Origin of the sequence: Actinomadura livida (assembly GCF_014648675.1) — a bacterium.
GTDB classification, from domain to species: Bacteria; Actinomycetota; Actinomycetes; order Streptosporangiales; family Streptosporangiaceae; genus Spirillospora; species Spirillospora livida.
Genome location: NZ_BMRO01000002.1, coordinates 682,169 through 697,049 on the forward strand (window position 1 = coordinate 682,169; position 14,881 = coordinate 697,049).

General features: G+C 74.3%; 14 protein-coding genes. 5 read left to right on the top strand and 9 right to left on the bottom strand.

All coding sequences use genetic code 11. The features are described 5' to 3' along the window. Complete coding sequence (locus IEZ03_RS06530; protein WP_184884964.1) at positions 1 to 501, bottom strand: hypothetical protein; 501 nt, start codon at positions 499 to 501, stop codon at positions 1 to 3. 181 nt (positions 502 to 682) lie between these two features. On the opposite strand from IEZ03_RS06530, the gene IEZ03_RS06535 reads away from it, so the two are divergent. The 4 genes from IEZ03_RS06535 to IEZ03_RS06550 all read left to right on the top strand — a co-directional run bounded on the left by IEZ03_RS06535 (position 683) and on the right by IEZ03_RS06550 (position 3,926). Then, positions 683 to 1,348 (top strand): MBL fold metallo-hydrolase, encoded by a 666-nt coding sequence (locus IEZ03_RS06535; protein WP_184884966.1) that lies wholly within the window; start codon positions 683 to 685, stop codon positions 1,346 to 1,348. Positions 1,349 to 1,448: 100 nt separating this feature from the next. Continuing rightward, the gene (locus IEZ03_RS06540) at positions 1,449 to 2,024 is read left to right on the top strand and encodes an ATP-binding protein (protein ID WP_132047477.1); all 576 of its coding nucleotides are present in this window, start codon (positions 1,449 to 1,451) and stop codon (positions 2,022 to 2,024) included. 187 nt (positions 2,025 to 2,211) lie between these two features. After that, the gene (locus IEZ03_RS06545) at positions 2,212 to 3,297 is read left to right on the top strand and encodes an S-(hydroxymethyl)mycothiol dehydrogenase (protein ID WP_184884968.1); all 1,086 of its coding nucleotides are present in this window, start codon (positions 2,212 to 2,214) and stop codon (positions 3,295 to 3,297) included. Continuing rightward, a complete protein-coding gene (locus tag IEZ03_RS06550) occupies positions 3,297 to 3,926 on the top strand; it encodes an MBL fold metallo-hydrolase (protein WP_184884970.1) in 630 nt (209 codons plus the stop codon). Before IEZ03_RS06545 ends, IEZ03_RS06550 begins: the two co-directional genes overlap by 1 nt. Before the next feature lie 27 nt (positions 3,927 to 3,953). Here the strand turns inward: IEZ03_RS06550 and IEZ03_RS06555 are convergent, their stop codons facing one another. From IEZ03_RS06555 to IEZ03_RS06565, 3 genes are read right to left on the bottom strand one after another with little or no spacing between them, the layout of a single operon-like run. After that, the gene (locus tag IEZ03_RS06555) at positions 3,954 to 5,348 is read right to left on the bottom strand and encodes a vWA domain-containing protein (protein WP_184884972.1); all 1,395 of its coding nucleotides are present in this window, start codon (positions 5,346 to 5,348) and stop codon (positions 3,954 to 3,956) included. A gap of 5 nt (positions 5,349 to 5,353) precedes the next feature. Then, positions 5,354 to 6,271 (bottom strand): AAA family ATPase, encoded by a 918-nt coding sequence (locus tag IEZ03_RS06560; protein WP_184884974.1) that lies wholly within the window; start codon positions 6,269 to 6,271, stop codon positions 5,354 to 5,356. Next, positions 6,268 to 6,711 (bottom strand): hypothetical protein, encoded by a 444-nt coding sequence (locus IEZ03_RS06565; protein WP_184884977.1) that lies wholly within the window; start codon positions 6,709 to 6,711, stop codon positions 6,268 to 6,270. The genes IEZ03_RS06560 and IEZ03_RS06565 overlap by 4 nt, the downstream gene beginning before the upstream one ends. Positions 6,712 to 6,851: 140 nt before the next feature. On the opposite strand from IEZ03_RS06565, the gene IEZ03_RS06570 reads away from it, so the two are divergent. Beyond that, positions 6,852 to 7,193: a hypothetical protein gene (locus IEZ03_RS06570; RefSeq protein WP_184884979.1), complete on the top strand. Its 342-nt coding sequence runs from the start codon at positions 6,852 to 6,854 to the stop codon at positions 7,191 to 7,193. 193 nt (positions 7,194 to 7,386) lie between these two features. On the opposite strand, the gene IEZ03_RS06575 is transcribed toward IEZ03_RS06570, so the two are convergent. The 5 genes from IEZ03_RS06575 to IEZ03_RS06595 form a co-directional block, all read right to left on the bottom strand. Then, positions 7,387 to 9,597 (bottom strand): acyl-CoA dehydrogenase family protein, encoded by a 2,211-nt coding sequence (locus IEZ03_RS06575; RefSeq protein WP_184884981.1) that lies wholly within the window; start codon positions 9,595 to 9,597, stop codon positions 7,387 to 7,389. Positions 9,598 to 9,673: 76 nt separating this feature from the next. After that, entirely contained in the window at positions 9,674 to 10,696 is a 1,023-nt protein-coding gene (locus IEZ03_RS06580) for a TerC family protein (protein ID WP_184884983.1), read from the bottom strand. Between the two features lie 250 nt (positions 10,697 to 10,946). Beyond that, on the bottom strand, positions 10,947 to 12,221 hold the full coding sequence (locus tag IEZ03_RS06585) for a glycosyltransferase family 4 protein (RefSeq protein WP_184884985.1): 1,275 nt from the start codon (positions 12,219 to 12,221) through the stop codon (positions 10,947 to 10,949). Then, positions 12,214 to 13,830, bottom strand: a complete 1,617-nt coding sequence (gene murJ, locus IEZ03_RS06590) for a murein biosynthesis integral membrane protein MurJ (protein ID WP_184884988.1) — start codon at positions 13,828 to 13,830, stop codon at positions 12,214 to 12,216. Before murJ ends, IEZ03_RS06585 begins: the two co-directional genes overlap by 8 nt. Before the next feature lie 34 nt (positions 13,831 to 13,864). Continuing rightward, complete coding sequence (locus IEZ03_RS06595; protein ID WP_184884990.1) at positions 13,865 to 14,881, bottom strand: hypothetical protein; 1,017 nt, start codon at positions 14,879 to 14,881, stop codon at positions 13,865 to 13,867.

The following is a 14,881-nucleotide window of genomic DNA, read 5'->3' on the forward strand; positions in this document are numbered from 1 at the left end:
TCACCCTCCCGCCATCGCCGCGGCCAGCGTCCAGAAGAGGAAGAGGACCGAGGTCGCCACCGCCCACGCGACCGCCTGCCAGGACAGTTCGCCGCAGCGGTGCGCCGCCGACAGCAGCCGCCGCAGCTCCACGTCGCGGATCCGCTCGTCCAGCGCGACCGCCGAGCCGAAGGGCGTCCAGGGCACCCCCGGGTCGACGGGCGAGCCGGTCCGGCCGCGGACCTCCGCGAGCACCGCGAGCAGCGTGCGGCGCGAGCGGACCGCGGAGCCGGCCGAGATCGCGAACGAACCGGCCAGCACGGGCAGCAGCGCCAGCGCGGTGCCGCCGGGCGCGCCGGCCGCCAGCCGGGTCGCGGTCCCGACCAGGACGAGGGCCAGGAACACCGCGGCGATGGCGGAGTCCCGGCCGCACAGCCGGACCAGTGTGCAGGCGTGCCCGAGGAGGTCCTCCGGCTTCTCGCTGTCCGGTCCGGGACGGAATGCGGTAACCAACTCCCTCACCGTCCTCCCGCTCGATTCGATCTTCCAAGGACAATGATGCGCTGGCAATACGGAGATTTCCGCCCGTGAGCGCACGGTTCGGCTGCGTCTGGTGACTCATTCGCGCCGGGTGCGGGGTACGGCGGAGATCCCGGGCGCCGATGCTGGAGGATGGATCTCCGCACCACCGACGGGAGGACGCATGACGTACACGGGAAACGTCGAGACGGGGGGCCGTCCGGACGTCCGGGAGCTGCCCGGGCTGACGGTCACGAAGGTCTCGGTCGGCCCCTACGACAACAACGCCTACATCCTGCGCTGCACCGCGACCGGCGAGCGGCTGCTCATCGACGCGGCCAACGAGGCCTCCCGGCTGCTGGAGCTGGTCGGCGACGGCCCGCTGACCCGGATCGTCACCACGCACCGCCACCAGGACCATTGGATGGCGCTGAGCGAGGTGGTCCGCGCCACCGGCGCCCCGGTCGCCGCGCACCCCCGCGACGCGGAGGCGCTGCCCGAGCCGGTGGCCGAGCAGGTCGAGCACGGCGACACCGTCCAGGTGGGGCAGGCGACGCTGGAGGTCATCCACCTCCGCGGCCACACGCCCGGCTCGATCGCGCTACTGTACGACGCGGGCGGTGAGCTCGCGGACCGCCCGCACCTGTTCACCGGCGACAGCCTGTTCCCCGGCGGCGTCGGCAACACGTGGGGTGACCCGACCCGGTTCAAGCAGCTGCTCGCCGATGTCGAGGAACGCGTCTTCGACCGGCTCCCGGACGCCACCTGGTTCTATCCGGGCCACGGCAAGGACTCGACGCTGGGTCGCGAGCGTCCCGCACTTCCCGAATGGCGCGCCCGCGGCTGGTGATCCTCCGTCCCGGCCGGAACAAGCGGTGCTGAGCGTTCGTTGCTCAGACGCCGACTGCCCGGGCCGAGACCAGGAGACGACCATCCACGAAGTCCACGAGGTGGATCCGGGGCCCTCTCTGCATTACCCGGCGGGGTCGCTGGTGCTCGTCGCCGGGCTGCCCGGCGCGGGCAAGAGCACCCTGCTGAACCGGCTGTACGGGCTGCACGGCGACGAGACGGCCCCGGTGTGCGCGGGCGACGTCCGCGTGATCGACTCCGGGCAGTCCCGCAACTGGTGGTCGCGGGCGCTGCGCCCGCTGCCCCGCCGGCTGCGCACCCCGCTCGTCCACGGCACGCACGTCTGGCGGATCGGCCGCGCGATCCTCGCCGGCCACGGCGTCGTCGCGCACACCCGCGGCACCTGGCCGCACATCCTGTACCTGTTCGCGTGGATGGCGCGCCGGCGCGGCCACGACCTGCACCTGATCCTCATCGACGTCGACCCGGGCACGGCCCGCGCGGGCCAGTTCGCCCGGGGCCGCGTCGTCACCCACACGACGTTCGCCCGCCACTGCCGCCGCTGGCGCCCGCTCATCGACCGCGCACGCGGCGGCGGCGCACTGCCGCCCGCCGCCGGCGTCACCGTCCTCGACCGCGACGCCGCCGACAAACTCGAGGCCATCCGCTTCACCTGAGCCCCGCCTCAGGCGGCCTCGGCGACCCCGTCGTCCCCTCGACGACCGGCGGCCCCCTCCTTCCGGGACCCGCCGCGCACGCGTCCTGGCCCGGTGCCCGCGGGTTCCGGCCGGTGGAAGCGGACCGGCAGGTCAGCGGGGAGGTATATAGGGTCGGGGGAAGGTCTAGGCGTAGAGAGGCGGCAGCATGGCGCAGCAGGTACGCGGGGTCGTCGCACCGGGCAAGGGCGAGCCGGTGCGCATCGAGACGATCGTCGTTCCGGACCCCGGGCCCGGGGAGGCGGTCGTGAAGATCCAGGCGTGCGGGGTCTGCCACACCGACCTGCATTACCGCGAGGGCGGGATCAACGACGAGTTCCCGTTCCTGCTCGGGCACGAGGCCGCGGGCGTGGTGGAGCAGGTCGGCGACGGAGTCACCGAGGTCGGGCCCGGCGACTTCGTGATCCTGAACTGGCGGGCGGTGTGCGGCCAGTGCCGGGCCTGCGTGCGCGGGCGTCCCTGGCACTGCTTCGACACGCACAACGCGACGCAGAAGATGACCCTCGCGGACGGCACGGAGCTGTCGCCCGCGCTCGGCATCGGCGCGTTCGCCGACAAGACCCTCGTCGCGGCGGGGCAGTGCACGAAGGTCGACTCCCGGGCCAGGCCGGAGGTCGCGGGCCTGCTGGGCTGCGGCGTGATGGCCGGGCTCGGCGCGGCGATCAACACCGGCGGGGTCGGCCGGGGCGACTCGGTCGCGGTGATCGGCTGCGGCGGGGTCGGCGCGGCGTCGGTGCTCGGGGCGCGGCTGGCGGGCGCGGCGACGATCATCGCGGTGGACCTGGACGAGCGGAAGCTGACCACGGCGTCCTCGCTGGGCGCGACGCACACCGTCAACGGCAAGGACGAGGACGTCGTCGAGAAGGTGCGGGAGCTGACCGGCGGGTTCGGCGCCGACGTCGTCATCGACGCGGTCGGCCGCCCGGAGACCTACGAGCAGGCGTTCTACGCCCGCGACCTCGCCGGGACGGTCGTGCTGGTGGGGGTGCCGACGCCGGAGATGCGGCTGGAGCTGCCGCTGCTGGACGTGTTCGGCCGCGGCGGGTCGCTGAAGTCGTCCTGGTACGGCGACTGCCTGCCCTCGCGCGACTTCCCGATGCTCATCGACCTCTACCTGCAGGGCCGCCTGGACCTGGACGCGTTCGTGTCCGAGACGATCGAGCTGGACGGCGTCGAGGCGGCGTTCGACAAGATGCACCGCGGTGACGTGCTGCGTTCGGTGGTGATGCTCTGATGGCCGCGCGGATCGACCACATCGAGACGTCCGGGACGTTCTCCCTGGACGGCGGTACTTGGGACGTCGACAACAACGTCTGGATCGTCGGCGACGACGGCGAGGCGGTCGTCATCGACGCCGCGCACGACGCCGGCGCGATCGCGGAGGCGGTCGGCGGGCGGCGGCTCGCGGCGATCGTGTCCACGCACGGCCACGACGACCACATCGACGCGGCGCCGGAGCTGAAGGCCCGGACCGGCGCGCCCGTGCTGCTGCACCCCGACGACCTGATGCTGTGGAAGCAGAAGCACCCGGACGCGAGCCCCGACGGGGACCTTTCCGACGGGCAGGTCATCACCGTCGCGGGCACGGACCTGCACGTCCTGCACACGCCGGGCCACAGCCCGGGGGCCGTCTGCCTGTACGCCCCCGACCTGGGGACGGTGTTCTCCGGCGACACCCTGTTCAACGGCGGGCCGGGCGCGACCGGGCGGTCGTTCTCCGACTTCCCGACGATCATCACCTCGATCCGGGAGCGGCTCCTCACGCTGCCCGCGGACACCGAGGTCCGGACGGGGCACGGCCCGTCCACCACGATCGGCGCCGAGGCCCCGCACCTGGAGGAGTGGATCGCCCGCGGCCACTGACCCGCCGGCCCTTCCCCGGGCCCGCGGTCAGGCGAGTTCCTCGATGAAGGCGGCCAGCTGGGTCAGGTTGCGGCACTCGTACATCGGGACGAGCTCGCCGTAGCGGGACGCGGCGGAGTCGCCGGTGTCCCACCGGCCGCGCGGCTCGGGGTTGAGCCAGTACGCGTGCCGCGCGCGGTCGACCATGGCGCGCAGGATCGGCAGGGACAGCTCGCCGTAGTTGGAGCGGGCGTCCCCGAGGATCAGCAGGGACGTCTTGGGCGTGATGGCGTCGCGGTACCGGTCGTCGAAGACCTTGATGGCGTGGCCGTAGTTGGAGCGGCCGGTGATCCAGACGAGGTCGGCCTCGGCGGCCAGCCGCGCCATCGCGTCCGCGACGTCCACGCCCGGCGCGAAGAAGCGGGTGATCTCGTCGGTGGCGTCGATGAACGCGAACGCGCGGACCTTGCTGAACTGCTCCCGCAGCGCGAACGTCAGCAGCAGCGTGAAGTGCGCGAACGCCGACACCGAGTCACTGGCGTCGCACAGCACGACCAGTTCGGGCTTGTGCGGGCGGCGCGGCCGGTGGTGGGTGGTGAGCGGCACTCCCCCGCTGGCGAGGGACGCGCGGACCGTCCGGCGGAAGTCGAGCCGGCCGCGCCTGCCGTGCCGCTGCTTCTGGACGAGCCGGGCCGCGAGCTTGCGCGCCAGCGGGTACACCTCGCGGCGCAGCGCGGCCAGCTCGGCGCGGCTCGCGCCGGAGAAGTCGAGGCGCTCCAGCGGCGGCCGGACGGTGATCCGGGCGGTCCGCTCGACGCCGGTGTCCTCGGCGATGCGGCGCCGCACCTCGCCCGCGACGAGGTCCTCGAACCGGGCGATGCGGTCGCGGAACGTGCGGCGGGCGACCCGCTCGGCCATCCCGCCGCGCTCCTGCCCGGTCAGCACCGCGTTGAGCAGCCGGGCCATGAGCGTCTCGGGCGACATGGCGCGCAGGACGCCGAAGGAGAACCACGACTCCTGGCCCGGGGTCCGGCCGTACTCGCCGACGGCCAGGCGGGCGAACTGCCGCAGCCCCGCGTCGTCGCCGGACAGGAGGAGTTCGGCCAGCTCGTCGCGGCGGGCCTGCACCTCGGGGTCCAGCGCCGGCGGGACGGGGCGCCCGTCGTCGTCCAGCGTCCGGGCGGGGCGGTCCCGCTCGCCGGACCCGGCGCCGTCCCCGACCGCGGCGGGGAACCACAGGTCGAAGAGCGTGTCGAAGGTCGGGCGGTGCTGGGGCCGCTTGACGAGCGTCGCGGCGTAGGCGGCGCGCAGCGACTCGCGGTCGAGGAGGTCGACGACCTGCATGGCGCGGACCGCGTCCAGGCCCTCGGCCACCGACACCGGCAGCCCGGCCCGGCGCAGCTCCGCGACGAAGCCGGTGTGGCGGTCGATGAGGGAGGCCACGCGGATCAGCCCCGCAGGCCCAGTTCCTTGGCGGCGCGCTCCTGGTCGGAGACGTGCTTGAGGACGACGCCGAGGGTGCGGGAGACGGCGGCCTCGTCCAGCTCGTCCAGGCCGAGGGCGAGCAGGGTCCGCGCCCAGTCGACGGTCTCGGCGATCGACGGGGCCTTCTTGATCTCCAGGTCGCGCAGCGTCCCGACGGTGCGGACGAGCTGCTCGGCCAGCTCCGCCTCGATGCCGGGGACCTGGGCGAGGACGATGTCGCGCTCCCGCTCGGGCGCCGGGTAGCCGAGGTGCAGGTAGAGGCAGCGGCGCTTGAGCGCCTCCGACAGCTCCCGCGCGGCGTTGGAGGTGATGACCACGAACGGGCGGCGGGCGGCGGCGACCGTCCCCAGCTCGGGGATCGTCACCTGGAAGTCGGACAGGACCTCCAGCAGCATGCCCTCCACCTCGACGTCGGCCTTGTCGGCCTCGTCGATCAGCAGCACGGTCGGCTCGGTGCGGCGGATGGCCGCCAGCAGCGGCCGCTCCAGGAGGAACTCCTCGGAGAAGATGTCGTCGTGGGTCTCCTGCCACGCGCGGTCGGAGGGCGCGGCCTGGATCGCCAGGAGCTGCTTCTTGTAGTTGAACTCGTACAGGGCGCGGGCCTCGTCCAGCCCCTCGTAGCACTGGAGCCGGATCAGCTCCGCCCCGGTGGCGGTGGCGACGGCCTTGGCCAGCTCGGTCTTGCCGACCCCGGCGGGCCCCTCCACGAGCAGCGGCTTGCCGAGCGCCTGCGCGAGGTACACGGTCGTGGCGATCGACTCGTCCGCGAGGTAGCGGACCTCCGCCAGCCTGCGGTCCACGTCGGCGGGGGACCCGAACGCCCCGGCCCCTGTCTCCACCGTGCCTGCTTCCCCGGTGCCTGCTTCCCCGATGTCCGTCATCCCCTGCCCCTCGTCGCGGGCGCCTGCTTGGCGGGTGCCTTCTTGTAGGTCTGGTTGGTCCCGGCGAACACGAGCGACCTTCCGTTCTCGGCGAGGGTGACGCCCCAGTAGGACGCGACCTGCGGGTCCCCGCCCTTCCAGGAGAAGCGGTACTTGCGGCCGCCCTCGGGAATGACCGTCCCGGTCCAGAGCCGCTGCTTGCCCTTCACCCACACCCCGGCACCGTCCAACCGGAACTGGAAGAAGTCGTCCGCGGTGCCGATCCACCGTCCGACCAGCGGTTTCATGTCGGACGGCTTGACCACCGGCACCGGCCCGAGCGTCGTGGGCGGGGCGGCCGAGGCCGCGTCCGCGCCGCCTTCCGCACCGCCCCCCGAGCCGCCGCAGCCGGTCAGGGCGAGCGCGGCGGCCGCGCAGACGGCGAGGACGGTGACTCTCACGAAGACCTCCCGGGCGATCTGGGGTGAAGCGGCAGTTTACCGGCGGGCCGCCCGCGCTCCCCGCCGAGACCTGCGGGGTAGGCGGCGGTTGGCCCCGCCGGGTGACGCGCGGCGGGAACGCGGCGGCCTATAACCGGAGCATGACGACCCCACGACTCCCCCGCGACGACCTGGCGGCCGCGATGGCGGCCCGGCGCGAACTGGGCCCCGAATACGACGACGCCTTCATCGAGACGGTCGTCGAGCGCATCCAGGAGACCCTCGAAGCGCGCCCGGCCGCCGCGCCCGCGCGCCGGCCCCGGCCGGGACGGGCGCACGGGCGCGGGGACCGCGATCACAGCCTGGCCACGGCGGTGCTGTCGCTGCTGGCCGCGATCCCGCTGAGCGCGATCGCGGTCGTCAACGCCGGCCTCCCCGGCCTGTTCGTGGCCATGGCCGCAATCGTCATGGTCAACGTCACCTACACCTACCGCCCTCGTTAGCCCAGGGGGCGACCCCCTGGAACCCCCGGTCCGAGCCGGCCGATCCTCACGCCACCGTCGCGGTCGATGCGACCGTGCGGGTCGTGCGGTGTCGCCGCGGTCGCCCCGCTCGGCGGGTCGTACGGCCTGCGCTCGCTGCACTCGCTCCGGCCGCACGACCCGGAACCGTCGCCTCGGGTTCAGAGCCTGTCGGTCATTTGCCCGGTTCGGGGTCGCGGGGGAGGCCGAGCAGGCGCTCGCCGATGATGTTGAGCTGCACCTCGGTGGTGCCGCCGTAGATCGTCATGGCCCGGCTGAACAGCATGTGCCGCGCCACGATGCCGCTCTCGGCCATCGGCACCTCGGTGACCGACGCCGCGCCCTGCGCCGCCCAGCAGTAGTCGGCGACGTCCTGGTTGAACTGGACGCCGAGCAGCTTGCGGACGCTGGCCTCCGCGCCCGGCTCCACGCCGTTCAGCTGCTTGAGCGTGGTGCGCAGGCCGAGCAGGTCGATCGACTGCCCCTGGGCGATCAGCTTGCCGACCTCGACGGCGGCGACCGGGTCCGGCGTGCGGTTCTTGAAGAAGTCCAGCAGCTCGGGGACGCCCATGCCGAGCCCGCCGCCGGTCGACAGCGACACCCGCTCGTTGGACAGCGTGTTGCGCGCGACCTGCCAGCCCTTGTTCACCTCGCCGACCACGCGGTCGTCGGGGACGAACACGTTGTCCAGGAAGACCTCGTTGAAGATGGCCTCGCCGGTCAGCTCCTTGAGGGGCCGCACGTCGATGCCCTCGGACTTCATGTCCACCAGGAAGTAGGTGATGCCGTCGTGCTTCGCGGCGTCCGGGTCGGTGCGGGCGATGCAGAAGCCCCACTGGGCGTAGTGCGCGAGCGACGTCCAGATCTTCTGGCCGGTGAGCCGCCAGCCGCCCTCGACCCGCTCGGCCTTCATCGACAGCGACGCCAGGTCGGAGCCGGCGCCCGGCTCGGAGAACAGCTGGCACCACACGATCTGCCCGCGCAGCGTCGGACGGAGGAACGTCTCCTTCTGCTCGTCGGTGCCGTACCGGACGAGGGACGGCACCAGCCACGCGCCGATGCCCAGGTTCGGGGCCTTGACCTTGGCGGCCTTCAGCTCCTGCTGGATGAGGATCTGCTCGACCGGGCCGGCCTCGCGCCCCCACGGCTTCGGGAAGTGCGGGACGCTCCAGCCCTCGTCCCCCAGCTTCGCGTGGAGGTCCCCCTTGTCCTCGATGGCGGCCAGCTCGGCGACCTCGGCGCGGATGCGCTCGCGCAGCGGCTGGGCGTCCTCGTCCAGCTCCAGGACGACCTCGCGGCGGGAGCCGTCCAGCGCGAGCGCCGCGATCCGGGCGGCCCAGTCCTTGGCCGGTCCGAGCAGCGACCGCAGGGTGAGGGCGCGGCGCAGGTAGACGTGCGCGTCGTGCTCCCAGGTGAAGCCGATGCCGCCGAGGATCTGGATGGCGTCGCGGGCGGTCTGCACGCCCGCGTCGAGCGCGATGACGGCCGCGACCGCGGCGGCGAAGCGGGTCTGCTCCGCGCCGGCCGCCTCGGCGCCCTCGTCCAGGACGCGGGCGGCGTCCCAGGCGGCGGCGCGGGCCTGCTCGAGCGCGATGAGGCTGCGCGCGGCCTTGTGCTTGACGCCCTGGAACTGCCCGATCGGGCGGCCGAACTGCTCGCGGACCTTGGCGTACTCGGCCGCGGTCGCCACCAGCCAGCCGGCGAGACCGGCCGCCTCGGCGCCGAACAGCGCGGCGGCGACGTCCTTGACGCGCTCGGTCGTCAGGCCGTCCAGCACGCGGTCGGCGGCGACGGCGAGGCCGGAGACCTCGACGGCCGCGACGCGGCGGACCCGGTCCAGGCTCGCGACCGGGGTGACCGTGACGTCGGCGGCGTCGACCGCGACCCACTGCTCGCCGTCGCCGTCCGCGACCGGCAGCACGATCACGTCGGCGAGGGCGCCGCCGAGGACCGTCGCGGACGTGCCGGACACGACGAGGGAGTCGCCCTCGCGGCGGCCGGTCAGCTCCCCGTCCAGCGCGACCGCGCCGGTCTTGGACCCGTCGGCGAGGGCGGGCAGCAGTTCGGCGCGCACCTTCGCGTTGCTGGACGCCTTGACGACGGTGCTCGCGAGCACGGTCGGCAGGAACGGGCCGGGCGCGGCGGCGCGGCCCAGTTCCTCCAGCACGACCGACAGCTCCAGGAGGCCGAAGCCCTGGCCGCCGTGCTCCTCGTCCAGGTGCAGGCCCAGCAGGCCCTGCTCCGCCAGGGCCGGCCAGAAGCCGGGCCTGCTCTCCTCGTCGGCCTCCAGCGCGGCCCGGACGGCCGTCGCGGGAATGTTTCGCTCGGCGAAGCCCCGCACCGATTCGGCGAGCGCCTCGTGCTCCTCGGTCAGCCCGATGGCCATGCGTGAACCCTCTCTCAGCCGCTTTTGACCGCGATTCTAGAACAGGATTCGGTGCTGTGGTCCAGTGTGGGGGACTTCACCCTTCGCGGGTGGCCGAGATCTCGGCATCCGCCTCCGCTGGGACCTCCGTCAGCGCCACCCGCTCCCCGCCGTCACCGGCCTTGCGGCCGAAGGCCAGGCTCGCCACGGTCGTCGCGACGAGGGTCCCGGCGATCACCGCGAGGGACAGCCAGATCGGCACCTCGGGCGCCCATCCGGCACCGTACTCGTGCGCCGCGTGGAGGATCAGCTTGACCCCGATGAAGCCGAGGATGAACGCCAGCCCGTGGGACAGGTAGACGAGCCGGTCGGTGAGCCCGCCCAGCAGGAAGTACAGCTGGACCAGGCCCATCAGCGCGAACGCGTTGGCGGTGAAGATCAGGTACGGCTCGGTCGTCAGCCCGAAGATCGCCGGGATGGAGTCCACCGCGAACAGCACGTCGGTCGAGCCGATGGCGATCATCACGATGGCCAGGGGGGTGACCACCCGGACGCCGTCCCGCCGGGTGAAGAACCGGGTGCCGTCGTACTCGTCGGCCGTCGGGATGACCCGCTTGGCCCACCGCAGGAGGGCGTTCTCCTTGAGCTCGTCCTCGTCCTCGCCGCCGCCGCGGACCATCCCGAACGCCGTCCAGAGCAGGAACAGGCCGAAGATGAAGAAGACCCACGTGAAGGTCGAGATCGCCGCGGCGCCCACGGCGATGAAGATGCCGCGCAGCACCAGCGCGATGACGATGCCGGCCATCAGGACGGTGTGCTGGGCGTGCTTCGGCACGGCGAACCGGGTGAGGATCACCATGAACACGAAGAGGTTGTCGACGCTGAGGCTCTTCTCGGTGACGAATCCGCCGAAGTACTCGCCGGCGTACCGGGCGCCGGAGAAGACCCAGACGCCGACGCCGAACAGGACGGCGAGGCCGATGTAGACCACCGACCAGAACGCGGCGCGCCGGGTGGTGAACTCCCGCGTCTCGTTCCGGTGGATCAGGAAGAGGTCTGCGGCGATGACGACGAGGATCCCCGTGATCGTCAGGGCCCACACCAGGGGGGAGACGGACAACGCATACCTCCAGCGGACACGAACGGGCGCTGGAGGTCTCTCCCGCCCTGCACGAGCGAGGGCCGCGGACCCGGGCCGGTATGGACCGGCCGTATTGACGGGAACCGTGCGCGGGGATACTCCCCTCCACTTCCCTCTCTAACGCGACCCCCGCAGGCGCGGTTCCCCCTCTCAGGACACTTTTTCCACTTTTCTCGAACCGGCGCCGCGGGGACGGCGTCCAAGGTCCTGTCACCGCCCGCCCTCCGGGTCAGCGGCGGGGGCCCGCCAGTTCCCGGTACAGGTCGGCCAGCTGGGCGACGGCGTCGTCCTCGTCCGGCAGCATCGCCGACCGCTGCGCGGCGGCCGACCCGAGCCGCGCCGCGAGCGCCGGGTCGTCCAGGACGCGGCTCACCGCGCGTTCCAGGGCGCCCGCGTCGCCGGACGGCACCAGCAGCGCCGCCTCGCTCTCGGGCCCGTGCAGCAGCTGGCCGCCCGTGCCGCCCGCCGGGGAGCCGTCCGCGGCCCGGCCGGCCGCGCCGACCATGCCGGGGATGCCGCCGACCCGGGTCGCGACGAGCGGCAGCCCCGCCCGCAGGATCTCCTGGACGATCAGCGGCTGCCCCTCCCACACGCTCGGGACGACCGCGACGTCCGAGGCGGCCAGCAGCCCGGCGACGTCCGAGCGGCGCCCGAGCAGCCGCACGGGCAGCTCCTCGGCGTCGATCCGGGAGCGCAGCTCGTCCTCCAGGGGCCCGTCCCCGACGATCGCGACGAGGGGCGGCGGCGTGCGGCCCGCCCAGTCCCGCGCGGCGTCCAGCAGCGTCGGCAGGCCCTTCTGCTCGGCCAGCCGCCCCACCGTGATGATGAGCGGCCGGTCCCCCACGCCCAGCTCCGCACGCAGGTCGGCGCGGACGGCCGGGCCCGGCGGCGCCTTCGGCGCGGGCGCGGGCACGATCGCGTGCCCGGCGGACCGGGCGCCGAGGGAGCGCATCCGCTCCTCGAGGTCGGGCGAGACGCCGAGGACGCGGGCCGCGCCGCGTGCCACGACGCGCTCCAGCGCCCCGTAGACCGCGGCCGTCCGCCCGCCGGCGATGACGGCGTTGTGCAGCGTGACGACCACCGGCGTCCGGCCCCGCGAGAACCGCAGCGGGCCGGGCGCCACCTGCGCGCACGCGGCGACGGCGATCGCACCGGCCCGCAGCCCGTGGGCGTGGACGACGTCGGCCCCGCGCACCAGCGAGCGGAGCCGGGCGACGGCCTTGGCGTCGCGCGCCGGCCGGGGCCGGTCGGCGAGGTCGACCTCCGCGAACCGGGCGCCGGCGCCGCTGAAGCCGAACAGCTCCTCCGTCGACGCGGGCCCGCAGACCACCACGCGGGCGCCGCGGCCGGCGAGGCCAGCGGCGACGGACCGCACGTGCCGCCCGACCCCGCCCGCGCTGGTGCCCAGCACCAGTGCCACGCGCAGGCCCTCCAGATCTAGCGCGGAGCGTTCGGGGGGTCCGGGGGTCCGCCCCCAGGTGCGGCACGGATCCTTCTCAGACATCGCGGGTGACCCTTCGGTTGAGGACGGCCCGCAGATCCCGGCCGTCGATCATGAATGCGATGAGCAGGAACGCCGCGCCGGCGGCGAGCGCGGCCACCGCCCCGGTCCCGATGCTGTGCAGCTGCCCGCCCGTGCCGAGCAGGGCGGCGGTCGCGTACCCGGCCGCGCCTCCCCCGGCGCCGCCCGCCAGCCCGGCAGCCAGGGCGCGCGGCGTCCCGGCGACGGACGCGGCGCCCCGGGTGCGGACGAGCGCCGCGATCAGCAGGACACCGCCGACGGTCATCCCGGCCGCGTTGCCGATGCCGAGCGCGGCGACCACCCACTCCCGGTCGACGGTGAGCACGAGCGCGACGTCGGCGGCCATCACGACCAGCCAGCCCGTCACGACCGCGCCGGCGGCCGCCCTCCCCCGGTGGCAGGCGTACAGGACGCGTCCCAGGTGCGCGACGAGCCCGTAGCCGACGAGACCGGGCGCGAACGCCAGCACCGCCCGCGAGAGCACGTCCTGCTGGTCGGGGAGGCCGGGGTTGAACACGGCCGCGATCGGCACCGCGACGGCGGCGAGCACGGCGGCGCCCGCGCACGACACCAGGACGATCGCGCGGGTGGTGGACGCGGTGACCCGGTCGAACCGCTCGTGCTCCCCGGCGCTCATCCGCGCCGACAGGGCCGGGAAGGCGCTGGTCGCGATCGGCACGGCCAGGATCGCCCACGGCAGCAGGTAGATCGCCCACGCGTACTGGTAGTTGGCGAGGGCGCCGCCCGTGCCCTCGTAGCTGAGCCGCACGACCAGCAGCGCCGACAGCTGCTGCGCGGCGACCGTGGCGAGCCCGGCGGCGGCGAGCCGCCGCACCTTCCGCGCCACCCCGTCCGGGAACCGCAGCGTCGGGCGCAGCCGGAGCCGCAGCCGCCACGCCGCGATCCCGGCGGTCGCCGCCATCGCTACGCCGCCGAGCGCCGTGCCCACCGACAGCGTCAGCTCGGCGCTCAGCGGCAGGCCGGCCAGGTCGTTCTCGTACCCGCGGCCGAGGGGCGCGAAGACGAGGTAGGCGCCGATCACCACCAGGCTCGACATCAGCGGCGCGAGCGCCGGGGCGACGAACCGGCGGTGGGACTGCAGCACCCCGTACAGGACGACCGCCATCCCGTACATCACCATCTGCGCCGACATGACGGCGAGCATCGAGGAGCCGACGTCCACGATGCCGTCGCGGGAGCAGCCCTCCAGGTCGCGGCCGACGAGCAGCTCCATGACCGGGCGGGCGCCGAGCGCCATCAGCAGCGAGAGCGGCAGCATCAGCACGACGATCCAGGTCAGCAGCGCCGACCCGATGCGGCGGACCTCGTCGCGGTCGCCGCGCTCGGCGGCCCCGGCCAGCACCGGCACGACCATGGCGGTGAGGGCGCCGCCCGCGACGATCTCGTAGACGATGAACGGGATCTGGGTGGAGGTGAAGTACGCCTGGCTGAGGCACGAGGTGGTGACGGTCTGGGAGAACGCGTAGGTGCGCCCGAATCCGGCCAGCCGCGCCAGGACCGTGATGATCGCTATGACGACGGCGGCGCCGGCGAGGCCGCCGGTCAGGCGGCGGAGAGTTGACGGTGACACGCTGTTCGAATGCGGCGGGGGGTGTCTCGTGCGCCTATGCGGGGCCGGCGGTGACGCCGTCGCCCGCCACTCCGCTGCCCGCCGGACCGGACTGCGGCGGGACGGCCGGGCGGAACTCGTCCTCCATGTCGGGCTTGCCGTCCTCGGCCGAGGCTGCCGCCGTCGCGGGGGCCGGCGCGGCGACCGGGCGGCGGCCGAGCATGTCGATGCGGTTCAGCACCGGGTTGCCCGCGATGACCTTGGTGAAGCTGACGAACTCGCTGGCGGCGTTCAGCCCGACGAGGCCGGTCAGCACGGCGAGCCTGGGGCCGCGGCCGAGGCGGGTGGCGGCCAGGCCGAGCAGCGCGCCGAGGGCGTTGGACCCGGTGTCGCCGAGCATCGCGCGCTCGCCGAGGTCCTCGGGCAGCAGCGCGGCTGCGGCGCCGAGCGGCGCGGCCACGACGGCGGCGGACGGGCGCGCCAGCGCCAGCGGCGTGCCGGTGATCAGGCCGACCTTGACGGCCCGGCCGGGACGCAGGTCGAACAGGTTCATCAGGTTCGCGGACCCGGCGATGATCGCGCCGTTGACGAGGGCGTCGAACGCGCGTCCGGTCCGGGTCGGGGCGGGCGACCCGGCGATGGCGGCGGCGGCGAGCCCGGTCGCGCCGATGCCGAGGATCTTCACGGCGCCGCTGGTGACCTCGCCGCGGGCCAGCGCGGTCAGGTGGCCCTTGAAGCCGCGCGAGGACGCCGAGCCGGCCAGGTCGTCGTAGCCGCCGAGGACGCCGGATCCGGCGCCGGCGAGCAGCGCGGCGGCGCGCATCCGGCCCGTCGCGCCGGGCGCCAGCAGCCCCGCCGCGGCGGCGCCCGCGACGACCGCGGGCCCCTCCAGCAGCGTCACCGGCTCCCCGCGGTGGTTGGTGCGGCCCCACACCTCGTCGCCCGGCACCCCGTTCAGGCCGGGCGGGTTGCGGGCCAGCGCGCCGTAGGCGGCGCGTGCGGCGGCGGCGCCCAGGGCCGCGCCGGCCACCGCGCCGAGCCGTCCCGCCGAGCCGGCGTTGCGTCGCTTCAT